Genomic DNA, 22,345 nt, shown 5'->3' on the forward strand with positions numbered 1-22,345 from the left:
CGCCCGGTTACATTCCGAACCCGGAAGCTAAGCCTTTCAGCGCCGATGGTACTGCAGGGGGGACCCTGTGGGAGAGTAGGACGCCGCCGAACAATATTTCAGGACCCTTGGTCCCAGCGTTCATGCTGGGACCAAGGGTCCTTTTTGTTTTTCCGCTTTGTTTTGCCGAAGCGCGTCGGGCAGCCGACTGCGCGAGAATGACTGCAGTACCCGAAGACTAGGAGTCACGATGCCCACCAACTCTCCCGACGACCGTCCGGAGCGCGAGCCGCGCCGTCAGGACGGTGGCGACCGGGGCGGCTACCGCGGTGGTCGAGACGACCGTGGTCCGCGCCGCGACAACGACCGGGGCGGTTACGGCGGGCGTCGTGACGACAGTCGTGGTGGCTCCGCTGGTGGCGGCTACCCCCGCCGCGACGACCGCGGCGGTCGCCCCGCCGGCGGCGGCAGCTCGTTCGGCCGTCGTGATGACAGTCGTCCGGCTCCGCGTCGCGATGACGACCGCGGTGGCTCCTACGGCCGTCGTGATGACAGTCGTGGTGGGTCGTCCGGTGGCGGCTATGGCCGTCGTGACGACAACCGTGGCGGTGGCAGCTCGTACGGGCGTCGTGATGACAGTCGTCCGGCTCCGCGTCGCGACGATGACCGTGGTGGGTTCCGTCGTGATGACAGTCGTGGTGGGTCGTCCGGTGGCGGCTTTGGCCGTCGTGATGACAACCGCGGTGGCGGCGGCTCGTACGGGCGGCGTGACGATCGTCCGGCCACCCGTCGCGATGACGATCGTGGTGGGTTCCGTCGTGATGACAACCGCCCCGCCCCGCGCCGCGATGACGACCGCGGTGGGTTCCGTCGTGACGACAACCGTGGCGGCGGTGGCTTCCGTCGTGATGACAGTCGTCCGGCTCCGCGTCGCGATGACGACCGCGGTGGGTTCCGTCGTGACGACAGCCGTGGTGGGTCGTCCGGTGGCGGCTTTGGCCGTCGTGATGACAACCGCGGTGGCGGCAGCTCGTACGGCCGTCGTGACGATCGTCCGGCTCCGCGTCGCGACGATGACCGTGGTGGGTTCCGTCGTGATGACAGTCGTGGTGGGTCGTCCGGTGGCGGCTTTGGCCGTCGTGACGACAACCGCGGTGGCGGCAGCTCGTACGGCCGTCGTGACGACAGCCGTCCGGCTCCGCGTCGTGATGACGACCGTGGTGGGTTCCGTCGTGATGACAGTCGTGGTGGGTCGTCCGGTGGCGGCTTTGGCCGTCGTGACGACAACCGTGGCGGTGGCGGCTCGTACGGCCGTCGTGACGATCGTCCGGCCCCGCGTCGCGATGACGACCGTGGTGGCTTCCGTCGTGATGACAGTCGTCCGGCTCCCCGTCGCGATGACGACCGCGGTGGCTCCTACGGCCGTCGTGATGACAACCGTGGTGGCGGTGGCTCCTACGGGCGTCGTGATGACAGTCGTCCGGCCCCGCGTCGCGATGACGACCGCGGTGGGTTCCGTCGTGACGACAGCCGTCCGGCTCCCCGTCGCGATGACGACCGCGGTGGCTACCGGGGGCGTGACGACCGGGGTGACCGCGGTGGATACCGCGGGCGTGACGACCGGGGTGACCGTGGACGGGACGACCGCGGCGGCTACGGGCGTCGGGACGACCGGGACCGGGATCGTGACCGCGAGCCCATCAAGCGGCTCCCGATCGACGAGGACATCACCGGCGACGAGATCGACGCCGATGTACGCCAGGAGCTGATGAGCCTGCCCAAGGGTCTCGCGGAGGACGTCGCGAGCAACCTGGTCATGGTGGCGCGACTCATCGACGAGGACCCGGAGCAGGCCTACGCCTACTCCCGCATCGCGCTGCGGCTCGCCTCGCGCGTGGCCGCCGTTCGCGAGGCCGCAGGTTTCGCCGCGTACGCCACGCAGAAGTACTCGGAGGCGCTCGCGGAGTTCCGCGCCGCGCGGCGCATGACCGGCACGGTCGAGCTGTGGCCCGTCATGGCGGACTGCGAGCGTGGGCTCGGCCGTCCCGAGCGGGCGCTGGCCATGGCCGGCGAGCCCGAGGTGCAGAAGCTCGACAAGGCCGGGCAGGTGGAGATGCGCCTGGTAGCGGCCGGTGCGCGCCGGGACATGGGGCAGCTGGACGCCGCCATCGTGACCCTCCAGAGCCCCGAGCTCGCGTCGAACTCCGTACAGCCGTGGACCGCGCGACTTCGCTACGCCTACGCCGACGCGCTGCTGGCCGCCACGCGTGAGGACGAGGCCCGCGAGTGGTTCGCCAAGGCTCTTGAGGCGGACAAGGACGGTTCGACCGACGCCTCCGACCGGCTCGCGGAGCTGGACGGTGTCGACTTCGTCGACGCCATGGTCGACGACGAGGAGGACGGCGACCTCGACGCGCCGCGCGCCGACGTCGAGGACGAGCCCGACTTCGACGACGAGGGTGAGGAAGAGGACGACTTCGAGGGCGACGACACCGATGTCGTCCGCGCCGCGGAGATCGTCGACGCCGACCTCGTCGAGCCCGCGCCGGGCGAGGCCGAGGCCGCCCCGTCGACCGAGGCCGTTGCTCCGGCGGTCGAGTCCGTCGAGTCGGCAGAGCCGACTCCCTCGGGCGAGGCCGCTCCGGCGGGTGACGGCGAGAAGAACGCCTGACAGCTGTCGGTGTTTGTCAGCTGACCGCTGACCGCTGACCGCTGACCGCTGACCGCTGACCGTTGATTGCTGATAGTCGGCGGTCGGCGGCCAGCTGACGGCGGTCGGCCGTGGCCGTGGCCGTGCAAGAACAAGAGAGGCGGTGCCCCACTCGGGGCACCGCCTCTCTTTCGTTCCGCTCCCGCGTTCAGTTGACCGTCAGGCTGCGCAGGACCAGGCCCGTCGCCGGCTTCGGGCCGAAGGACGTCGACTTGCGGGGCATCGTCACGCCCTGGCGGGCCAGGTCCCGTACGACTTCCTCGCGTACCGGATGCATCAGGACCGCCGTCTTGTTGTGGCGCTCCGCCTGCTCGACCGCCGCCGCCGTGTCATGGATGTACGCGATGTCGTCGGGGGTGTCGGGCGTGTGCCAGATCTCGTCGAGCAGGGTCGAGTGCAGGACCGTCGCGTCCAGGGAGCGCCAGGCCTCGGGTCGGTCGGCGCGGATCGTGCGGGAGAGCAGGGCTTCGTCCGGGTGGTCCAGGAGGTGGAAGCGGCCGTCGCCCGCGAGGAGGAAGGCGTTGCCCTGCGGGGACGCCTCGGCGAGTGCCTCCAGGGCTTCGGCGAGCGGCACGTCGAGGGTGCGGACGCGGAACGCGCCGGACGCGGTGACCGCCGCGAGAGCCTTGGACACCGGGAGCCGGTGCAGGAGCCGGTGGATCGCGCGGACCCGCAGCGGATAGCGGGCCGTGTCCACCAGGAGGACGAGGCCGAAGTCCCAGGGTCCCGGCGACGTCTGTTCGTCGCGCAGCCGCAGATAGGTGGCCCACCGGTGGTGGCCGTCGGCGATCACCGCCTGGTGGGCCGCGAGGTCGGCCTGCGCCTCCGCGAGATCGGCCGGATCCGTGAGCGCCCAGAGCCGGTGGCGGAAACCGTCCTCCGTGGTGGTGCGCAGCAGCGGTTCGCGCAGGATGGTGCGGTCGATGACGGCGGTCGCGCCGGGCGGGGTGCTGCTGCCCTGGTACGTCAGGAGCAGCGGTTCGAGATGGGCGGCGGTGGTCCGCATGAGGGCCGCGCGGTCCTCGACGACGTGGGGCATCACGTCCTCGTGCGGCAGGACGATGCCCTCGGCGGGTTCGGAGAGGGCGAGCGCGCCGATCAGACCGCGCTGGAGGATGCCGTCGCCCTCCTGCTCGTACACGTAGAGGGCGGGCACCGGATCGGGCGCGAGGACGCCCTCGTCGAGCCAGTCGTCCAGGGTCAGGGCGGCCTTCTGGTTGCGGGCGGCCGGTGAGGACGCCTGCGGAAGGATCAGCCGGACGATGTTGTACGGGTCCGCCGACTCCAGGTGCAGCAGCCCGTCCGGGCGTACGACGACGTCGTACGGCGGCGAGGTCACCGCGGCGAGGCTGCCCACCCGCTCGGGAACGTAGCGCAGTCCGCGGAACGGCATCAGGCGCAGCCCGGGGTCCGCACGCCCAGTTGTGCTCATCTGTGCATCGTATGTGGGAGTCGGGTATGCGCGATGATCGGGGGCAGAGCACCGAAAGAGGAGTGGATGAGGATGAGCCAGACCGGCCGGATCATGACCAACGGCAGCGACCGGGCGCTGAGCGAGGCGTACGACACGGCGCTGCTGGATCTGGACGGGGTGGTGTATGCGGGCGGTGCGGCGATCGACCATGCCGTGGACGCGCTGGCCGAGGCGCGGGACGGCGGGATGCACCTCGCGTATGTGACGAACAACGCGCTGCGGACGCCGGACGCGGTGGCCGGGCATCTGACCGAGCTCGGGGTGCCCGCGGAGGCGGGGGATGTGATCACCTCGGCGCAAGCGGTGGCACGGCTGGTGTCCGATCAACTCCCGCAGGGATCAAAGGTGTTGCTCATCGGCGGTGAGGGGCTGCGGGTGGCTCTCGTCGAGCGCGGGCTCGTTCCGGTGGAGTCGGCGGACGACGATCCGGCCGCCGTCGTGCAGGGCTACGGTGGCCCGGACCTCGCGTGGTCGCGGTTCGCGGAGGCCTCCTACGCGGTGGCGCGTGGGGTGCCGTGGTTCGCCTCCAACACCGATCTGACCATTCCGAGCGGCCGGGGCATCGCGCCCGGCAACGGCGCCGCGGTGGAGGTGGTCCGCATCGCGACCGGGGCCGAGCCGCAGGTGGCGGGCAAGCCGCTGCCTCCGATGCACCGCGAGACGGTGCTGCGGACGGGCGCCAAGAAGCCGCTGGTGGTGGGCGACCGGCTGGACACGGACATCGAGGGCGCGTTCAACGGCAAGGTGGACTCGCTGCTGGTGCTGACCGGTGTGACGGACGGCGCGCAGCTCCTGGCCGCGCGGCCCGAGCACCGGCCCACCTACGTCGACGCCGATCTGCGCGGGCTGCTGACGGGGCAGCCCGAAGTGACCGGCGAGGACGGCCGGTTCGGGTGTGGTGGCTGGACCGCGTGCGTGCGGGACGGGGAGTTCGCGCTCGACGGGGACGGGGAGGCGCTGGACGGGCTGCGGGCGCTGTGCGCGGCCGCGTGGAGTCACGCCGGGGACGGGGTCTGTGACCTGGATGCGGCGAAGGTCCTGGAGCGACTGGGTCTTTGAGCCCGTAGCGCGGCGGCCGATTACGGGGAGCCGTCGCCGGCCGGGGCCGTCCCGCTGACGGGGGCACCATCGACAAAGTGCAGGGTAGGCTAACCTAACCTGCGTGTTGGTAGACAGCCCCTCTCAGCCGCGTGACGGAACCACGTCCGCGCCCCCGGCCCCGACCGCGAAGCGCCGCACCCTGCGCGCCGCGGGTCTGTTCGCATCCGTGGGCGTGCTCGCGCTCGTTGCCGTCGCCAGCATCGCGGTCGGCGCGAAACCCCTGCCGCTCGGTGATGTGTGGCACGGGCTCCTCCACTCCTCGGGCACCGCCGACGACGTGCTCATTCATGACGTACGAGTGCCGCGGACGCTGCTCGGGCTGCTGGTCGGGGCCGCGCTCGGGCTGGCCGGCGCGGTCATGCAGGCCCTCACCCGCAACCCGCTCGCCGAGCCCGGCATCCTCGGCGTCAACGCGGGAGCGGCCGCCGCGGTGGTGTCCGCCATCAGCTTCCTCGGGGTCAACTCCCTGACCGGATATGTGTGGTTCGCGTTCCTCGGCGCGGGTGTGGTGTCGACGGCGGTGTACCTCCTCGGTGGCAGCCGGGCGGCCACGCCCGTGCGGCTCGCGCTCGCCGGAACGGCCGCCAGCGCCGCGCTGTACGGCTACATCGACGCCGTACAGCTGACCGACTCCGCGGCCCTCAACCAGCTCCGGTTCTGGCAGGTCGGTTCGCTGGCCGCCGCGGACATGGCGACCGTCACCAAGGTCGCGCCGTTCATCCTGGTGGGAGTGGTCGTCGCGCTGCTGCTCGCACGGCCGCTGAACGCCATGGCCATGGGCGACGACACCGCCCGCGCGCTGGGCGCCCATCCGACCCGTACCCGCGTCCTGTCCATGGTCGTGATCACCCTGCTGTGCGGGGCCGCCACCGCCGCCTGCGGCCCAATCGTGTTCATCGGGCTCATGGTCCCGCACATCGTGCGCGCGATCACCGGTCCCGACCTGCGGTGGATCCTGCCGTACGCGGCCGTCCTCTCGCCCGTGCTGCTGCTCGGCTCCGACGTGGTCGGCCGGGTCGTCACGCGGCCCGCCGAGCTCCAGGTCGGCATCGTCACGGCGCTCATCGGCGGGCCTGTCTTCATCCATCTCGTACGGCGCAAGAGGATGGCCCAGCTGTGAAGGCGATACGCATCCCCGGCGGGCTCTCCTTCCGGGCCGAGCCGCGCGCGCTGGCGGTGGTCGGCGGGCTCGTGGTGCTGGCGCTCGCGGCGGCCGTGGTCCTGATCGGCACCGGCGACTTCACCATCGCGCCCGCCGATGTGATCAGCAGCCTGCTCGGCTCCGGCACGCCCGCGCAGGACTTCATCATCAACGAGCTGCGGCTGCCCCGTGTGCTCGTGGCGCTCCTGGTGGGTGCCTCGCTCGGCATCTCGGGGGCGCTGTTCCAGTCCATCTCCCGCAATCCGCTGGGCAGTCCGGACGTCATCGGCTTCGGCCAGGGGTCTTCGGTCGGCGCGCTCACCGTCATCGTGTTCTTCCACGGCGGCACGGTCGCCGTCTCCCTCGGGGCGCTCGTCGGCGGCCTCGCCACCGGCGTCGCCGTCTACCTCCTGGCGTGGAAGAAGGGCGTGCACGGCTACCGGCTCGTCCTCGTCGGCGTCGGCGCGGCCGCCATGCTCACCGCGTGCATCCACTACCTCCTCACCAAGTCCACCCTGGTGGACGCCACCCGCGCGATGGTCTGGCTCACCGGCTCCCTCGACGGGCGCGACTGGGCCCAGGTGTGGCCGCTGCTCGTGCTGTTCGTGGTGCTGCTTCCGGCGGTCCTCGTGTACGGGCGGCCGCTGCGGATGCTGGAGATGGGCGACGACGCGGCGTACGCGCTCGGCGTGCCGGTGCAGCGCACCCGTACCGTCCTGATGCTCTGTGCCGTGCTGCTCAACGCCTCGGCGACCGCGGCCGCCGGGCCCATCTCCTTCGTGGCGCTGACCGCGCCGCAGCTGGCCCGTCGGCTCACCCGGGCCACCGGGCCGAACATCCTCGCCTCGGCGTGCATGGGCGCGGCGCTCCTGGTCGTCGCCGACTGGGGTGCGCAGCGGCTGTTCGGCGAGAGCACGCTACCGGTGGGGGTCCTGACCGGCATGGTCGGCGGCGTCTACCTGCTGTGGCTCCTGGTCACCGAGCGCCGGGCGGGCCGGATATGAGCCGGCGTCCCGCGCCCGCCACCCCCCACTCCCTCACGCACAGCGGTTCTTCTGGCAGGAGTACGAGCATGCAGCGCCTCAGCGCGGAATCGGTCACCCTCGGCTACGACCAGCGGGTGATCGCCAAGGACCTGTCGGTCGAGATCCCGGACCGCTCCTTCACGGTGATCGTCGGGCCCAACGCCTGCGGCAAGTCCACGCTCCTTCGGGCCCTGTCCCGGATGCTCAAGCCGAGCGAGGGGCGGGTGCTGCTCGACGGGCAGGCCATTCACTCGCTGCCCGCGAAGAAGGTGGCGCGGACCCTCGGCCTGCTCCCGCAGTCGTCCATCGCCCCGGACGGGATCACGGTGGGCGACCTCGTGGCGCGCGGGCGCTATCCGCACCAGGGGCTGCTGCGGCAGTGGTCGCCCAAGGACGAGCGGATCGTCCAGGAGTCCATGGAGGCGACGGGGGTCGGCGGTCTGGGGGAGCGGTACGTCGACGAGTTGTCCGGCGGGCAGCGCCAGCGGGTCTGGATCGCCATGGCGCTGGCTCAGCAGACGCCGCTGCTGTTGCTCGACGAGCCGACGACGTTCCTGGACATCCAGCACCAGATCGAAGTGCTGGATCTCTGCGCGGAGCTGCACGCGGAGCAGGGGCGGACGTTGGTGGCCGTGCTCCACGATCTCAACCAGGCCGCGCGGTATGCCTCGCATCTCATCGCGATGCGGGACGGGGAGGTGGTGGCCGAGGGGGCGCCGGCCTCCGTGGTCACGGCGGAGTTGGTGGAGCGGGTGTTCGGGGTGCGGTGCCAGGTGATCCCGGATCCGGAGACGGGGACGCCGCTGGTGGTGCCGGCGGCGCCGCGGCGTTCCGCGCTGGTGGGCTGAGCCCGGCCTCCTGGTGGCCCGCCCCGGACCCCGTTCGCGCCTGGAGGGCGCTCGCCCTCAATCTCCCCCAAGGCCTTGAGGGCCAGGGGGACCAGGGGGACCAGGGGCCCCCATGACGGGCTGAAGCTGCACGGGCACCGGTACCGCCCAGGAGCGCGGGGAACTGCGCGGGCAACCACGCACGGCCGCAGGCGAACCGCAGCTCCCGGGGCCCGGTCAGAGCAGGGTGCGGAGACGGAGGAGGTCTCGGATGCCGGCCTCCAGGCGGACCCGGCCCGAGGCCCACGCCTTCGCGAAGTTGAGCTCGCCGGCGACCAGGGCGACCAGGTCGTCGCCCTTCATCGCCAGCCGGATCTGGGCCTTCGAGCGGGGCGGCCCCGGCTCCGCACCGAGGACCTCGATGCGCCCGTTTCGCAAGCGGCCCGGGAACGTGACGTCCAGGTCCGTGATGTGGCAGCTCAGCGAGCGGTCAAGGGCGGCCGCGGCCCGCACGTCACCGCGCGCGCCGGCCAGGTTGTCCGAAAGTTTGTCGAGTGCGCTGCGGCACTCCTCCATGGTCGCCATCGTGACCGACCGTACCCCAGGCCTTCGCGGTAGCGTCTTGGCATGAGCGACGCGATGCCGGACCCCGCTGCCGAACCCGAGGTGGAAGCCCGGACGGAACCCGAGGTGGAAGCCCGGACGGAACCCGAGGCAGAAGCCCGGACGGAATCCGAGGCGGGCGGGCCCGTTCCGCTGGGCGTGGCCCGTACGCCCAGCGGCGACCCCGACATCGACGCCCTCGTCGAGCGGCTCGGGGACGTGGATCACCTCGGTACGGACGGTCACCTGGAGGTGTACGAGGATGTACACCGAGGACTGCGCGACGCGCTGACCGCGCTGGACGCCGGCCAGGGGGGAACCTCCGGGCCGGTCCGGCCGTTGGCCGGGCAACGCCCCTGGCGGTCCGCCGGACCGCCGACGAACTACGACTACAGGAGCTGAACCGAACGTGGCAGGAGTGGCACGCCGCCGCCTCGACGCCGAGCTGGTGCGCCGGAAACTCGCGCGGTCGCGGGAGCACGCCGCCCAGCTGATCGCCGCGGGGCGGGTGAGCGTCGGCAAGACCGTCGCCACGAAGTCCGCCACGCAGGTCGAGACCGCTGCCGCCATCGTCGTCGTCGAGGACGACAGCGATCCGGACTATGTGTCGCGCGGCGGCCACAAGCTCGCCGGGGCGTTCGCGGCCTTCGTCCCGCAGGGCCTGAAGATCGAGGGCCGCCGGGCGCTCGACGCGGGCGCCTCCACGGGTGGCTTCACCGATGTGCTGCTGCGCGCCGGCGCCGGTCACGTGGTCGCCGTCGACGTCGGCTACGGACAGCTCGCCTGGTCCCTGCAGAGCGATGACCGGGTCACCGTGAAGGACCGTACGAACGTACGCGAGTTGACGCTGGACGACATCGACGGAGAGCCCGCCGACCTCGTCGTCGGCGACCTCTCCTTCATCGCGCTCGGGCTGGTCCTGCCCGCCCTGGTGCGCTGCTCGGCGCCCGACGCGGACCTGGTCCTCATGGTCAAGCCGCAGTTCGAGATCGGCAAGGAGCGGCTCGGCAGCGGCGGCGTCGTGCGCAGTCCCGAGCTGCGGGCCGAGACCGTGCGGACCGTGGCGGCCCAGGCGGCCGGGCTCGGCCTCGGCGTGGCCGGGGTGACCGCGAGCCCGCTGCCCGGGCCCTCCGGCAACGTCGAGTACTTTCTGTGGCTGCGGGCCGGGGCGCCCGCACTGGATCCCGCGGACGTGGAACGCGCAGTGGCGGAGGGACCTCGTTGAGCTCGTCGGAGAACACCTCGGAGATCACCCCGGAGGACGACCGGGAGAACCTCCCGGAGAACGGCACGGGAACGCGCACGGTGTTCCTGCTCGCGCACACCGGAAGACCCGCCGCCATCCGCAGTGCGGAGCTGGTCGTACGGGGGCTGCTGCGCAGCGGCCTCGGCGTACGGGTGCTGCGGGCGGAGGCGGCCGATCTGCCGCTGCCCGCCGAGGCGGACATCGTCGAGGACGCCACGCCCGAGTGCCTGGACGCCTGTGAGCTGCTCATCGTCCTAGGCGGCGACGGCACACTGCTGCGCGGCGCCGAGCTCGCGCGGGCGTCCGGCGTGCCGATGCTCGGGGTCAACCTGGGCCGGGTCGGCTTCCTCGCGGAGGCCGAGCGCGACGATCTGGACAAGGTCGTCGACCGGGTCGTGACCCGGGCCTACGAGGTCGAGGAGCGCATGACGCTCGACGTCGTCGTGCACAACAACGGCGATGTGCTGCACGAGGACTGGGCGCTCAACGAGGCCGCCGTCCAGAAGGTGTCGCCCGAGCGGATGCTGGAGGTCGTCCTGGAGATCGACGGCCGACCCGTCACCGGGTTCGGCTGCGACGGCATCGTGTGCGCCACCCCGACCGGCTCGACCGCGTACGCCTTCTCGGCCGGCGGGCCCGTGGTGTGGCCCGAGGTCGAGGCGCTGCTCATGGTGCCGATCAGCGCGCACGCCCTGTTCGCCAAGCCGCTGGTCACCTCGCCCGCCTCGGTCCTCGCGGTCGAGGTCCAGCCGGGCACCCCGCACGGCGTGCTGTGGTGCGACGGGCGCCGCACGGTCGAACTGCCGTCGGGCGCACGGGTGGAGGTGCGCCGCGGGGCCGTTCCGGTACGGCTCGCCCGGCTGCACCACGCCTCGTTCACCGACCGGCTCGTCGCCAAGTTCGCCCTGCCGGTGTCGGGTTGGCGCGGCGCGCCGCACTGACCGGTCCGCGCGCGGCGGGCCTCAGGACGTGGCCAGCGTCCTGATCGCCCGCCGGTGCAGCGCCGCGCGCACCGGGATGCCGGTGGCCAGCAGCGTCAGGGCCAGGGTGCCGCCGGTGACGGCGAGCGCGGCCGGCCACGGCAGGAACGGGATCCACGAGCCGAACGCGGCCACCAGCATCGGGGCGAGCGTCGCGAGCGCGACCGCCGCGCCGAGCACCAGGGCCGTGGCCGCGACGATGCCGGCCTCCCACGCGGCCATCGCGCGGACCTGGCGGGGCAGGGTGCCCACCACCCGGAGCAGGGCGATGTCCCGGCGCCGCTCGAAGGAGATCATCGCCAGGGTGTTGGCCGCCGCGATCGCGGCGAAGCCGGCGTACAGACCCGTACCGGAGTAGTCCAGCCAGACCTCGCCCGCGCTGCCCGCCGAGCCCGTGTGGTGGGCCGCCGTCGTACGCATGGCGATCTTGGTGAGGCCGAAGCCGGTGACCAGGACCAGCGGGAGGACGGCGGCCGCGAAGCGGCGCGGCTGCGAGCGGACGTTGAGCATCGCCAACCGCGCGCTGCCGCCGAACCGGCGGGCCGGTGCCGAGACGAGCCGGGCAGCCGGGCCCACCACCTTGGGGCCGAGCAGGCCCGTCCCGGCGCAGAACAGCAGCAGGACGAGGAACGAGGCCTGCGCGGCGTCGTCCGAGGACTGGTGGGCCAGCGCCAGCGACAGCGCGCCGCCGCCCGCGACCGCCAGCACGCCCAGCGGTGCCCGCACCTTCCCGAGCCCGCGCCGGCCCGCCGACGCCTCCGCCAGGGCCCGTGCCGGGCGCAGGACGGAGAAGCGCAGCGAGGCCAGGAACGCGGCGAGCCCCGAGGTGACCACGGCGACGGCCAGACAGACCGGCAGCGCCCACCAGGTGAAGCGGTACGGCACCTCGGCCGGGACCAGGCCGTGGTCGACGAGACCCGCGAACCAGACCCGGCTCAACAGGCCGCCGCCGAGCAGGAACCCGGCCCCCGCGGCCGGCACGGCGGCGGCGACCGCCTGGGCCACCACGGCCCGCCGCACCTGCCGGGGCCGGGCGCCGATGGCCCGTACCAGAGCGAACTCGCGGTGCTGCTGGGTTACCGCGGTGCCCATCGTCGAGGCGATCACGAAGATCGACATGTAGACGGAGCCGATGAGCATCACGACCGCCATGTCGCCTATGCCATGTGCCGACATCGCGGCGCGGGCCCGGGCGGAGAGGCCGTGTGCCGACGTGCTGAGGAGAAGGGTCATCGACGCGCTCACCACGGTCGCCGCGAACAGCGCCGCCACGAACGTGCCGACGAACGCCGGGCGGTGGCCGCGCAGGGCGGAACGGGCCAGTCCTGTACTCATGCGCCCAGGTTCGCGTCGGGGGTGATGCCGGGGCCATCCGGCGGGCCTCCCGATCCCGCTGGGGTTTTCCCCCGCACCGCCGGTCCGGGTACCACGAGGGGGCACCACGAGAGGTCCACGAGAGGGTGACGGTACGGGGGGCGTCGCACACAGGGCCCCGGACCTCGTAAGGTCGTGTCCGTGTTGGAGGAGATGCGGATACGGTCGCTCGGGGTCATCGACGACGCTGTCGTCGAGCTGTCACCCGGTTTCACCGCGGTGACCGGCGAGACGGGCGCCGGCAAGACCATGGTCGTCACCAGTCTGGGGCTGCTGCTCGGCGGGCGCGCCGACCCCGCCCTGGTGCGGATCGGCGCCAAGGCGGCGGTCGTCGAGGGCCGGATCGCGCTGCGCCCGGGCAGCTCCGCGGTGCTGCGGGCCGAGGAGGCCGGGGCCGAGCTGGACGAGGGCACGCTGCTCGTGAGCCGTACCGTTTCCGCCGAGGGCCGCTCACGCGCGTTCCTCGGCGGCCGGTCGGTGCCGGTCGGGCTGCTCGCCGAACTCGCCGACGAACTCGTCGCCGTGCACGGCCAGACCGACCAGCAGGGCCTGCTGCGCCCGGCCCGACAGCGCGAGGCGCTCGACCGGTACGCCGGTGACGCGGTCGCGGGCCCGCTCGCCAAGTACGCCGGGGCCTACCGGCGGCTGCGGGCCGTGGCCGTCGAGCTGGAGGAGCTGATCACGCGGGCGCGCGAGCGTGCCCAGGAGGCCGATCTGCTGCGGTTCGGTCTTGACGAGATCGCCGCCGTCGAGCCGCTGCCCGGCGAGGACGTCGAACTGGCGGCCGAGGCCGAACGGCTCGGGCACGCCGAGGCGCTCGCGTCGGCCGCCGCCCTGGCGCACTCGGCGCTCGCGGGGAACCCGGAGGACCCCGAGAGCGTGGACGGGGCGACCCTGGTGGCCGGTGCCCATCGGGCGCTGGAGAGCGTACGGTCGCACGACCCGGCGCTCGCGGCGCTCGCCGAACGCATCGGCGAGGTCGCGATCCTGCTCGGCGACGTGGCCGGTGAGCTTGCCGGGTACGCCGACGACCTGGACGCCGACCCGCTGCGGCTCGCCGCCGTGGAGGAGCGCCGGGCCGCCCTGACCGCTCTCACCCGCAAGTACGGCGAGGACATCACGGCCGTGCTCACCTGGGCGCAGGAGAGCGCGGAACGGCTGACCGAACTCGACGGAGACGACGACCGGATCGAGCAGCTGACCGCCGAGCGGGACGGGCTGCGCGGTGAACTGTCGGTCCTGGCACAGGAGTTGACGGATGCCCGCACCGAGGCCGCGGCCCGGTTCGCCGAGGCCGTCACCGCCGAACTCGCCTCCCTCGCGATGCCGCACGCGCGCGTCTCGTTCGCGGTCGGCCAGAGCGAGGACCCCGAGGGCGTGGAGGTGGGCGGGCGGACCGTGGCCTACGGGCCGACCGGCGCCGACGAGGTGGAGCTGCTGCTCGCCCCGCACCCGGGCGCCCCGGCCCGGCCCATCGCCAAGGGTGCCTCCGGAGGTGAGCTGTCGCGGGTGATGCTCGCCGTGGAGGTCGTCTTCGCGGGCACGGACCCGGTGCCGACCTACCTCTTCGACGAGGTCGACGCGGGCGTCGGCGGCAAGGCGGCGGTCGAGATCGGCCGCCGGCTCGCCAAGCTCGCCAAGTCCGCGCAGGTCGTGGTGGTGACGCATCTGCCGCAGGTGGCCGCGTTCGCCGATCGTCAGCTCCTGGTCGAGAAGACCAACGACGGCAGCGTCACACGCTCCGGCGTCACCGTCCTGGAGGGCGAGGACCGGGTGCGCGAGCTGTCGCGGATGCTGGCCGGCCAGGAGGACTCGGAGACGGCCCGGGCCCACGCGGAGGAGCTGCTCGCCACCGCGCGCGCGGACGGATAGCGCCCGGTTCGGGTCGCCCCTCGGCCCCTCGGGGGTGCCCCGGTGGCCGAACTGGCTTCCGGGGTCGGGGTGTTGGGGCGGTCGTCCCGCGTTCCGGCCCCGCCGTCGCATCGCCCGGGAGCTCCGAAGTTCACCCGTGGGGGTGTTTCCGGTGCGGTGATCCTCCCGGCGCGACACGGGAGGAACCCCCGGACGGCGCCGGAACGTCCGTACGGGCTGGCATCCTTGGCCGGGCAACACCGACCTCCACCCGCCGACTCGGCCGCCCCGGGAGCCTGTTCACGTGTCACAGCTGCGTACGGTGCAAGTGCTGGGCGGGGGCAGTGCGGGCAGCAGCGCGCATGTCAGGTCGCTCGCGGCCGGTCTGGTCGCCCGGGGCGTGCGCGTCACCGTCTGCGCCCCCGCGGAACTGGAGCGGGAGTACGACTTCCTCGCGGCGGGGGCCCGGTTCGTGGCGGTCTCGCGGCGCGGCGACCCGGCGGCCGTCGGCGCGCTGCGGGCCGCCTGCGCGGACGCGGACGTGGTGCACGCGCACGGGCTGCACGCGGCCGTCCGCGCCGCCCTCGCGCTGCGCGGCCGCCGCGGTGTCCCGCTGGTCGTCACCTGGCACACCCGCGCGCACGCCGAAGGCGCCCGCGGCCATGTCCTGCGGCTCCTGGAGCGCAGGGTCGCGCGGGCCGCCGCGGTGGTCCTCGCCACCTGTTCCGACCTCGTCGACCTGGCCCGCGGCCACGGCGCGCGCGACGCCCGGCTCGCCCCGGTCACGGTCCCCGCGCCCCGCCTCACCCCGGGCCTCGCCGACGGCAAGGCCCGGGCCGAACTCGGCGCCGTGGAACGGCCGTTGCTGATGGCGGTGGGCAGCCTGGTCGCCCACCGCGGCTACGAGGTGCTCCTGGACGCCGCCCGCACCTGGCGCGACCTCGACCCGGCGCCGCTGCTCGTCATCGCGGGGGAGGGGCCCGGCCGCGCCGGGCTCCAGCACCGCATCGAGGCGGAGGCCCTGCCGGTGCGCCTGGTCGGGCGGCGCGACGACATCACCGAGCTGCTCCGCGCCGCCGATGTCGCGGTGCTGCCCAGCCGCTGGGAGGCGCGCTCGCTGCTCGCGCAGGAGGCGCTGCGCCTGGGCGTGCCGCTGGTGGCGACGGCGGTGGGCGGGGTGCCCGAGCTGGTGGGGGACGCGGCGCTGCTCGTGCCGTACGGGAGCGCCGGGGCGCTGGCGGAGGCGGTGGTGGGCCTCCTCGACGACCCGGGGGCGCGCCGGGCGCTGGCCGAGGCGGGGCGGGTGCAGGCCGGGACCTGGCCCACGGAGGACGAGACGGTGGCCCAAGTCCTCGCCGTGTACGACGAGTTGGCCGGCGCCTGAGCCGGCCGGTACCCTCCGGGCGGGTGCCCGGGCGATGACCTTCGCTGCCGGGCGTCCCGATACGCTCCCGCCGGCTACTGACCGGCCGCGTGCCGGCGGGCCCGCAGGGCGAGGGAGAGCGCGAGGACCGTCTGCGGGTCGTCCAGGTCGGTGCCCAGGAGGTCCGCTATGCGGGCCAGGCGGTTGTACAGGGTCTGCCGGTTGAGGTGGAGCTCGCGGGCGGTCTCCGCCTTGCGGCCCGCGTGCGCGAGGTACGTCTCCAGGGTGGGCAGCAGCGGCGGCCGCGAGGCGCGGTCGTGCGCCTGGAGCGGGCCGATCGCCCGCTCCACGAACGCCGCGAGGTCGGGGTGTTCGCGCAGCCGCCACAGCAGGAGGTCGATGTCCAGGCGCCGGGCGTCGTACCAGGGCCGCTCCGGCAGGCCCTGGGCCGCGGCGGCCGTCTCGGCCGCGTGCCGCAGCCCGGCCCCGGCCGCCGCCCAGCCGCCCGCCATCCCGACCACGACCACCGGCTGGGTCCCGGCCCGCGCGCCCATGAGCCCGGCCCGCTCGACGCCGGCCCGCAGCGCGGCCGCGACCCGGTCGGCGACCGCGGTGCGCTCCGACTCCGAGCGGAGCCCGAGCAGCAGCGGCACCCGGCCCTCGACGGGGCGCACGCCGAGCAGGACCGGCACGCCGACCGAGGACAGCTCTTCGAGGACCGCCCGGGCGAGGACGGCCCAGTTGCCGGTCGGGGCGAGTTCCGAGGCGAGACGCATCACGACCGGCAGGAGCGGACCCTCGCCGGGCTTGAAGCCGAGCACCTTGGCCTGTGCCGGGGCGTCCTCGGGGGTGATGCGGCTCTCGGCGAGGTCGGTGAGGAAGTCGCCGCGCCCGCGCGCGGCCAGCTCCTCCTCCTGGCGGGCCTGCATGAGGACGACCGCGAGGATGCCCGCCGCCCGCTCGGCCGCCATCCGGTGCACCGGGAGCAGCGGCGGGCCGACCGCGAGCAGTGCGAGCCGGGCCCGTACCGCGCCCACGCCGTGGCCGCCGCCCGGCACGTCCACCAGGACCGCGCCGGCCGGCGGCCCCGACGCCCGGGCCTCGCGCTGGCCGCGCAGCCCCTCCCAGACCTGGAGCGGGTCGGCCGCCGCCTCGCCCGTATCGCACGCGGCGGCGTACAGGAGCTGGCCGTCGGGGGTTTCGAGGAAGACCGGGTTGGCGGTGAAGTCGGCCAGGATGCCGAGGACTTGGGGGATTCCGCCGCCGCCGAGCAGCGCGCCCGTGCAGCGCCGGTGGACTTCCTCGGCGCGCTGGAGGAGGGCGTAGTGGCCGTTGACGATCTCGGTGTGGATCTCTTCGGTCACCGTCACGAACGGCACCTCGCGGTGCAGCTGGACCAGCGGGAGCCCGGCCGCCCGAGCGGTCTCCACCAGGGTGGCCGGCAGGCGGGCGAAGCGCGGGCCGAGCTCCACGACGAGGGCCGCGATGCCCCGGTCCGCCAGCCGGCGCACGAAGGCGCGCTGCTCGGCGGGGCGGGTGCCGAGGCCGAGGCCGGTGGTCAGGAGCAGCTCGCCGCCCTTGAGCAGCGAGGCGATGTTGGGCACCTCGCCGGCGTGCACCCAGCGGACCGTGCGCTGGAGCCGCTCGGCGCCGGCGACGACCTCCGGGAGACCGCCGCGCAGGCCCGGCAGCTCCAGGGCCCGCTGCACGGTGATCCCGCCCTGCGTGTCCACTGCGCCCACCTCTCGTCCCGCGGTACCCGGGGCCGGACCCCGGGACGACACCGCATGCGGCGGACGCTACCTGCGGTTACGCCCCGAAATCCGCCCCTTGTGGCATACGTCACGCGGGGCGGACCGGACCCGTCAGCCGCCGTACGCGCCGGACCCGTCAGCCGCCGTACGCGCCGGACGCCGTCAGCCGCAGGGCGGTGTCGATCAGCGGGACGTGGCTGAAGGCCTGCGGGAAGTTGCCGACCTGGCGCTGCAGGTGCGGGTCCCACTCCTCGGCGAGCAGTCCGAGGTCGTTGCGCAGGGCGAGCAGCTTCTCGAAGAGCTTGCGGGCCTCGTCGACCCGGCCGATCATCGCGAGGTCGTCCGCCATCCAGAACGAGCAGGCCAGGAAGGCCCCTTCCTCGCCGAGCAGGCCGTCCAGGTTGTCCGAGTCGCCGCCCGTCGTCGGGTAGCGCAGGATGAACCCGTCCGGCGTGGACAGCTCGCGCTGGATCGCCTCGATCGTGCCGATCACCCGCTTGTCGTCCGGCGGCAGGAAGCCCATCTGCGGGATGAGCAGCAAGGACGCGTCCAGCTCTTGGGAGCCGTAGGACTGCGTGAAGGTGTTGCGTTCCTTGTCGTAGCCCTTCTCGCAGACGTCCCGGTGGATGTCGTCGCGCAGCTCGCGCCACTTGTCGAGCGGTCCGTCCGCGTCCCCGGACTCGATGAGCTTGATCGTGCGGTCCACGGCCACCCAGGCCATCACCTTGGAGTGCACGAAGTGGCGGCGCGGGCCGCGCACCTCCCAGATGCCCTCGTCCGGCTGGTCCCAGTGGCTCTCCAGGTAGCGGATCAGCTTCAGCTGGAGCAGCGACGCGTAGTCGTTGCGGGCCAGGCCCGTCATGTGCGCCAGGTGCAGCGCCTCGGTGACCTCGCCGTACACATCGAGCTGGAGCTGGTGCGCGGCGCCGTTCCCGGCCCGTACCGGGGTCGAGTTCTCGTACCCGGGCAGCCAGTCCAGCTCGGTCTCGCCGAGCTCGCGCTCCCCGGCGATCCCGTACATGATCTGGAGGTTCTCCGGGTCGCCCGCCACCGAGCGCAGCAGCCACTCGCGCCAGGCGCGGGCCTCCTCGCGGTAGCCGGTGCGCAGCAGCGAGGACAGGGTGATCGCCGCGTCCCGCAGCCAGGTGTAGCGGTAGTCCCAGTTGCGCTCGCCGCCGATGTGCTCGGGCAGCGACATGGTGGGGGCGGCCACGATGCCGCCGGTCGGCGCGTAGGTGAGCGCCTTGAGGGTGATCAGGGAGCGGACCACGGCCTCGCGGTAGGGCCCGTGGTAGGTGCAGTGGTCCACCCACTCGCGCCAGAACTCCTCGGTCGCCTCAAGGGACGCCTCGGGCTCGGGCAGCGCCGGCGGCTTCTGGTGCGAGGGCTGCCAGCTGATGGTGAAGGCGACGCGCTCGCCCGGCGAGACGGTGAAGTCGGAGTACGTCGTGAGGTTCTTGCCGTACGTCTCGGCCTCGGTGTCCAGCCAGACCGAGTCGGGGCCCGCGACGGCCACCGTGCGCGAGTCGACCTTGTGCACCCAGGGGGTGATCCGCCCGTAACTGAACCGCATGCGCAGCATGGAGCGCATCGGGACCCGGCCGCTGACGCCCTCCACGATGCGGATCAGCTGCGGGGCGCCGTCACGCGGCGGCATGAAGTCGGTCACCCGGACCGTGCCGCGCGGGGTGTCCCACTCCGATTCCAGGATGAGTGAGTCGCCCCGGTAGCGGCGCCGGTCGGCCGGCGGGGGCGGATCGTCGGTGCCGTGTGCCGGCCCGACCCGCCAGAAGCCGTGTTCCTCGGTGCCGAGCAGTCCGGCGAAGACGGCGTGCGAGTCGAAGCGGGGCAGGCAGAGCCAGTCCGCGGTGCCGTCCCGGCAGACCAGTGCGGCGGTCTGCATGTCTCCGATGAGTGCGTAATCCTCGATGCGCCCGGCCACGTGCAATCTCCAGTCGAACGGCCACGTCCGCCCCCTGGGGGCGCTTACAGCGACAGCGGTCAAGGGTTCGCCAACGAGCGCATGTTCCGGGTGACGGGCTGGGTGGTGCCGTGCTACCAGGCGGCTCGGCAAGCGAGTGTCCGAGCAGGATACGACGCACCTTGGTGATCCGCTTAAGCCTTCCTCGAACGCCACTGAGCCGAACGAGTGAGGCTCGCACTCAGGGCTGACCAGCGGCATACAGAGCGTGGCCGGGCGCGGTCTCCCGTTGTCGCTGATACCCTGGTAGCCCGTGGCCGGGTGCTGAAAAAAGCCCCGAACCGCAGCGACGGCACCCTCCGGAATCTCGCACAAGATCCACACAGGGTGACCGGTACGCACTCCAGACAGCGACCACGGGAGCCCCCTCTTGGCCATGCAGCCCACGGCTTTGCGAAACAGCGCAGCCACGACGACCAAGCACATCTTCGTCACCGGGGGTGTCGCCTCTTCCCTCGGCAAGGGTCTGACTGCCTCCAGCCTGGGTGCGCTCCTCAAGGCGCGGGGCCTTCGGGTCACGATGCAGAAGCTCGACCCGTACCTGAACGTCGACCCCGGCACGATGAACCCGTTCCAGCACGGTGAGGTGTTCGTCACCAACGACGGCGCCGAGACCGACCTGGACATCGGCCACTACGAGCGCTTCCTGGACGTGGACCTGGACGGGTCCGCCAACGTGACGACCGGCCAGGTCTACTCGCAGGTCATCGCCAAGGAGCGGCGCGGCGAGTACCTGGGCGACACCGTCCAGGTCATCCCGCACATCACCAACGAGATCAAGCACCGCATCCGCCGGATGGCGACCGACGACGTCGACGTCGTCATCACGGAGGTCGGCGGCACGGTCGGCGACATCGAGTCGCTGCCGTTCCTGGAGACCGTCCGCCAGGTCCGCCACGAGGTCGGCCGCGACAACGTCTTCGTCGTGCACATCTCGCTGCTGCCCTACATCGGCCCCTCGGGCGAGCTGAAGACCAAGCCGACCCAGCACTCGGTCGCCGCCCTGCGCAACATCGGCATCCAGCCCGACGCGATCGTGCTGCGCGCCGACCGCGAGGTGCCGCTGTCCATCAAGCGCAAGATCTCGCTGATGTGCGACGTGGACGAGGCGGCCGTGGTCGCCGCCATCGACGCCAAGTCGATCTACGACATCCCCAAGGTGCTGCACACCGAGGGCCTGGACGCCTATGTCGTCCGCAAGCTGGACCTGCCGTTCCGGGACGTGGACTGGACGCAGTGGGACGACCTGCTCGACCGGGTCCACAACCCGCTGCACGAGGTCACCGTCGCGCTGGTCGGCAAGTACATCGACCTGCCCGACGCCTACCTCTCGATCACCGAGGCCATGCGGGCCGGCGGTTTCGCCAACAAGGCCCGGGTCAAGGTCAAGTGGGTCACCTCGGACGACTGCAAGACCCCGGCCGGCGCCAAGAAGCACCTCGGTGACGTGGACGCGATCCTGGTCCCCGGCGGCTTCGGCGACCGCGGTGTGAACGGCAAGATCGGTGCGATCCAGTACGCCCGCGAGAACAAGGTGCCGCTGCTCGGCATCTGCCTGGGCCTCCAGTGCATCGTCATCGAGGCCGCCCGCAACCTGGCCGGCATCCCGGACGCCAACTCCACCGAGTTCGACGCCGCCACCGCCCACCCCGTCATCTCGACGATGGAGGAGCAGCTGGCCTACGTCGAGGGCGCGGGCGACCTGGGCGGCACGATGCGGCTCGGCCTGTACCCGGCCAAGCTCGCCGAGGGCTCGATCGTCCGTGAGGTCTACGACGACCAGCCCTACGTCGAGGAGCGCCACCGCCACCGCTACGAGGTGAACAACACCTACCGCGCGGAGCTGGAGAAGAAGGCGGGCCTCGTCTTCTCGGGCACCTCCCCGGACAACAAGCTCGTCGAGTACGTCGAGTACCCGCGCGAGGTGCACCCCTACCTGGTCGCCACGCAGGCGCACCCGGAGCTGCGCTCGCGCCCCACGCGCCCGCACCCGCTCTTCGCGGGCCTGGTCAAGGCCGCCGTGGAGCGCAAGACGGGCAAGCCCGTCAAGTAGTCGCGCATCGTCGCGCGCGCGTTAACGTTGCCGGGGTACGGGGTCCTCACCAGGGCCCGGTACCCCGGTTTCTGTTGTTGCGCGCGCACTGTGGGAGGACGCCGACATGGCCATCGAGGACACCGCCGAACAGTGGCAGGTCGTGGCGAGTACCACTCCCTTCACCGGCCACAAGACGAGCGTCCGCACCGACGACGTCGTGATGCCCGACGGCGCGGTCCACCAGCGCGACTACCAGGTCCACCCCGGCTCGGTGGCGATCTGCGCCCTCGACGACGAGGGCCGGGTCCTGGTGCTGCGCCAGTACCGCCACCCGGTGCGCCACAAGCTCTGGGAGATCCCGGCCGGGCTCCTGGACGTGCCCGGCGAGAACCCGCTGCACGCCGCCCAGCGCGAGCTGTACGAGGAGGCGCACGTCAAGGCCGAGCAGTGGCACGTCCTGACCGACGTGTACACCTCGCCCGGCGGCAGCGACGAAGCCGTACGCATCTTCCTGGCCCGCGATCTGTCCGAGGCGGACGGCGAGCGCTTCGAGGTCTCCGAGGAGGAGGCCGACATGGAGCTGGCCCGCGTCCCGCTCGACGAACTCGTGCGCGGCGCCCTCGCGGGGGAGCTGCACAACACCTGCCTGGTGATCGGCGCGCTCGCGCTCTCGGCCGTTCTGCGGGGCGACGGCGTGGACGCGCTGCGCCCGGCCGACGCGCCCTGGCCGGCCCGGCCCTTCGAGGTGTGACCCGGCTCTTCGAGGTGTGACCCGGCTCTTCGAGGAGTGACCCTGCCCTTCGAGGCGTGAGCGGGACCAGCGCCTTCGAGGGGTGGGACACGGCCTTCGACGCGTGGGCTCAGCCGTGTCTTCGGTCACATCCGATCGCACCCGGTCCCG

The 22,345-nt window shown here is 72.8% G+C and carries 18 protein-coding genes and 1 rRNA gene; 14 read left to right on the top strand and 5 right to left on the bottom strand.

Going from position 1 to position 22,345, the window contains the following annotated elements:
* The 3 genes from rrf to ACFYNP_RS29895 form a co-directional block, all read left to right on the top strand.
* Positions 1–92 (top strand): 5S ribosomal RNA (gene rrf / locus ACFYNP_RS29885); the annotation flags it as partial.
* A 276-nt stretch (positions 93–368) separates the two neighbouring features.
* Positions 369–1,748 (top strand): hypothetical protein, encoded by a 1,380-nt coding sequence (locus ACFYNP_RS29890; RefSeq protein WP_388789806.1) that lies wholly within the window; start codon positions 369–371, stop codon positions 1,746–1,748.
* Positions 1,748–2,650 (top strand): hypothetical protein, encoded by a 903-nt coding sequence (locus tag ACFYNP_RS29895; RefSeq protein WP_388789809.1) that lies wholly within the window; start codon positions 1,748–1,750, stop codon positions 2,648–2,650. Before ACFYNP_RS29890 ends, ACFYNP_RS29895 begins: the two co-directional genes overlap by 1 nt.
* 187 nt (positions 2,651–2,837) lie before the next feature.
* Here ACFYNP_RS29895 and ACFYNP_RS29900 read toward each other — a convergent pair whose 3' ends face one another.
* Positions 2,838–4,121 (bottom strand): DUF1015 domain-containing protein, encoded by a 1,284-nt coding sequence (locus tag ACFYNP_RS29900; protein WP_388789812.1) that lies wholly within the window; start codon positions 4,119–4,121, stop codon positions 2,838–2,840.
* Positions 4,122–4,193: 72 nt separating this feature from the next.
* On the opposite strand from ACFYNP_RS29900, the gene ACFYNP_RS29905 reads away from it, so the two are divergent.
* The 4 genes from ACFYNP_RS29905 to ACFYNP_RS29920 all read left to right on the top strand — a co-directional run bounded on the left by ACFYNP_RS29905 (position 4,194) and on the right by ACFYNP_RS29920 (position 8,278).
* Positions 4,194–5,222: an HAD hydrolase-like protein gene (locus ACFYNP_RS29905; protein WP_388789814.1), complete on the top strand. Its 1,029-nt coding sequence runs from the start codon at positions 4,194–4,196 to the stop codon at positions 5,220–5,222.
* Positions 5,223–5,325: 103 nt separating this feature from the next.
* Positions 5,326–6,384: an iron chelate uptake ABC transporter family permease subunit gene (locus ACFYNP_RS29910; protein WP_388410932.1), complete on the top strand. Its 1,059-nt coding sequence runs from the start codon at positions 5,326–5,328 to the stop codon at positions 6,382–6,384.
* Positions 6,381–7,409, top strand: coding sequence for a FecCD family ABC transporter permease (locus tag ACFYNP_RS29915; RefSeq protein ID WP_388410935.1), 1,029 nt, complete (start codon positions 6,381–6,383; stop codon positions 7,407–7,409). The genes ACFYNP_RS29910 and ACFYNP_RS29915 overlap by 4 nt, the downstream gene beginning before the upstream one ends.
* 68 nt (positions 7,410–7,477) lie before the next feature.
* Entirely contained in the window at positions 7,478–8,278 is an 801-nt protein-coding gene (locus tag ACFYNP_RS29920; protein ID WP_388410937.1) for an ABC transporter ATP-binding protein, read from the top strand.
* 216 nt (positions 8,279–8,494) lie between these two features.
* Here ACFYNP_RS29920 and ACFYNP_RS29925 read toward each other — a convergent pair whose 3' ends face one another.
* Entirely contained in the window at positions 8,495–8,842 is a 348-nt protein-coding gene (locus ACFYNP_RS29925; RefSeq protein WP_388789817.1) for an alkyl sulfatase C-terminal domain-containing protein, read from the bottom strand.
* Positions 8,843–8,884: 42 nt separating this feature from the next.
* On the opposite strand from ACFYNP_RS29925, the gene ACFYNP_RS29930 reads away from it, so the two are divergent.
* From ACFYNP_RS29930 to ACFYNP_RS29940, 3 genes are read left to right on the top strand one after another with little or no spacing between them, the layout of a single operon-like run.
* Positions 8,885–9,262 carry a hypothetical protein gene (locus ACFYNP_RS29930; protein WP_388789820.1) on the top strand — a complete coding sequence of 126 codons (378 nt, stop codon included), beginning with the start codon at positions 8,885–8,887 and terminating at the stop codon, positions 9,260–9,262.
* 7 nt (positions 9,263–9,269) lie between these two features.
* Entirely contained in the window at positions 9,270–10,085 is an 816-nt protein-coding gene (locus ACFYNP_RS29935; RefSeq protein ID WP_388789822.1) for a TlyA family RNA methyltransferase, read from the top strand.
* Positions 10,086–10,108: 23 nt separating this feature from the next.
* Positions 10,109–11,047: an NAD kinase gene (locus ACFYNP_RS29940; RefSeq protein WP_388411767.1), complete on the top strand. Its 939-nt coding sequence runs from the start codon at positions 10,109–10,111 to the stop codon at positions 11,045–11,047.
* Positions 11,048–11,068: 21 nt separating this feature from the next.
* Here ACFYNP_RS29940 and ACFYNP_RS29945 read toward each other — a convergent pair whose 3' ends face one another.
* On the bottom strand, positions 11,069–12,421 hold the full coding sequence (locus ACFYNP_RS29945) for an FtsX-like permease family protein (protein WP_388789825.1): 1,353 nt from the start codon (positions 12,419–12,421) through the stop codon (positions 11,069–11,071).
* 192 nt (positions 12,422–12,613) lie between these two features.
* Between ACFYNP_RS29945 and recN the strand changes: the two genes are divergently transcribed.
* A complete protein-coding gene (gene recN, locus ACFYNP_RS29950; RefSeq protein ID WP_388790039.1) occupies positions 12,614–14,332 on the top strand; it encodes a DNA repair protein RecN in 1,719 nt (572 codons plus the stop codon).
* 283 nt (positions 14,333–14,615) lie between these two features.
* Positions 14,616–15,695 carry a glycosyltransferase family 4 protein gene (locus ACFYNP_RS29955; RefSeq protein ID WP_388789828.1) on the top strand — a complete coding sequence of 360 codons (1,080 nt, stop codon included), beginning with the start codon at positions 14,616–14,618 and terminating at the stop codon, positions 15,693–15,695.
* A gap of 74 nt (positions 15,696–15,769) precedes the next feature.
* Here ACFYNP_RS29955 and ACFYNP_RS29960 read toward each other — a convergent pair whose 3' ends face one another.
* Together ACFYNP_RS29960 and ACFYNP_RS29965 are read right to left on the bottom strand one after the other, a co-directional pair.
* Complete coding sequence (locus ACFYNP_RS29960; protein WP_388789831.1) at positions 15,770–17,407, bottom strand: PucR family transcriptional regulator; 1,638 nt, start codon at positions 17,405–17,407, stop codon at positions 15,770–15,772.
* A 157-nt stretch (positions 17,408–17,564) separates the two neighbouring features.
* The gene (locus tag ACFYNP_RS29965; RefSeq protein ID WP_388410954.1) at positions 17,565–19,370 is read right to left on the bottom strand and encodes a glycoside hydrolase family 15 protein; all 1,806 of its coding nucleotides are present in this window, start codon (positions 19,368–19,370) and stop codon (positions 17,565–17,567) included.
* A 415-nt stretch (positions 19,371–19,785) separates the two neighbouring features.
* Between ACFYNP_RS29965 and ACFYNP_RS29970 the strand changes: the two genes are divergently transcribed.
* Positions 19,786–21,462, top strand: coding sequence for a CTP synthase (locus ACFYNP_RS29970; protein ID WP_161249810.1), 1,677 nt, complete (start codon positions 19,786–19,788; stop codon positions 21,460–21,462).
* A 106-nt stretch (positions 21,463–21,568) separates the two neighbouring features.
* On the top strand, positions 21,569–22,195 hold the full coding sequence (locus ACFYNP_RS29975) for an NUDIX domain-containing protein (protein ID WP_388410957.1): 627 nt from the start codon (positions 21,569–21,571) through the stop codon (positions 22,193–22,195).
* Positions 22,196–22,345 lie beyond the last annotated feature (150 nt).

Origin of the sequence: Streptomyces sp. NPDC006691 (assembly GCF_042869955.1) — a bacterium.
In the GTDB taxonomy this organism is placed as follows: domain Bacteria; phylum Actinomycetota; class Actinomycetes; order Streptomycetales; family Streptomycetaceae; genus Streptomyces.

What these genes read in the sequence shown, in the direction of transcription:
- ACFYNP_RS29895 (WP_388789809.1), top strand. Translation starts at nt 1,748, where the DNA reads ATGAGCCTGCCCAAGGGTCTCGCGGAGGACGTCGCGAGCAACCTGGTC.
- ACFYNP_RS29900 (WP_388789812.1), bottom strand. Translation starts at nt 4,121, where the DNA reads ATGAGCACAACTGGGCGTGCGGACCCCGGGCTGCGCCTGATGCCGTTC.
- ACFYNP_RS29905 (WP_388789814.1), top strand. Translation starts at nt 4,194, where the DNA reads ATGAGCCAGACCGGCCGGATCATGACCAACGGCAGCGACCGGGCGCTG.
- ACFYNP_RS29920 (WP_388410937.1), top strand. Translation starts at nt 7,478, where the DNA reads ATGCAGCGCCTCAGCGCGGAATCGGTCACCCTCGGCTACGACCAGCGG.
- ACFYNP_RS29925 (WP_388789817.1), bottom strand. Translation starts at nt 8,842, where the DNA reads ATGGCGACCATGGAGGAGTGCCGCAGCGCACTCGACAAACTTTCGGAC.
- ACFYNP_RS29930 (WP_388789820.1), top strand. Translation starts at nt 8,885, where the DNA reads ATGAGCGACGCGATGCCGGACCCCGCTGCCGAACCCGAGGTGGAAGCC.
- ACFYNP_RS29945 (WP_388789825.1), bottom strand. Translation starts at nt 12,421, where the DNA reads ATGAGTACAGGACTGGCCCGTTCCGCCCTGCGCGGCCACCGCCCGGCG.
- recN (WP_388790039.1), top strand. Translation starts at nt 12,614, where the DNA reads ATGCGGATACGGTCGCTCGGGGTCATCGACGACGCTGTCGTCGAGCTG.
- ACFYNP_RS29970 (WP_161249810.1), top strand. Translation starts at nt 19,786, where the DNA reads ATGCAGCCCACGGCTTTGCGAAACAGCGCAGCCACGACGACCAAGCAC.
- ACFYNP_RS29975 (WP_388410957.1), top strand. Translation starts at nt 21,569, where the DNA reads ATGGCCATCGAGGACACCGCCGAACAGTGGCAGGTCGTGGCGAGTACC.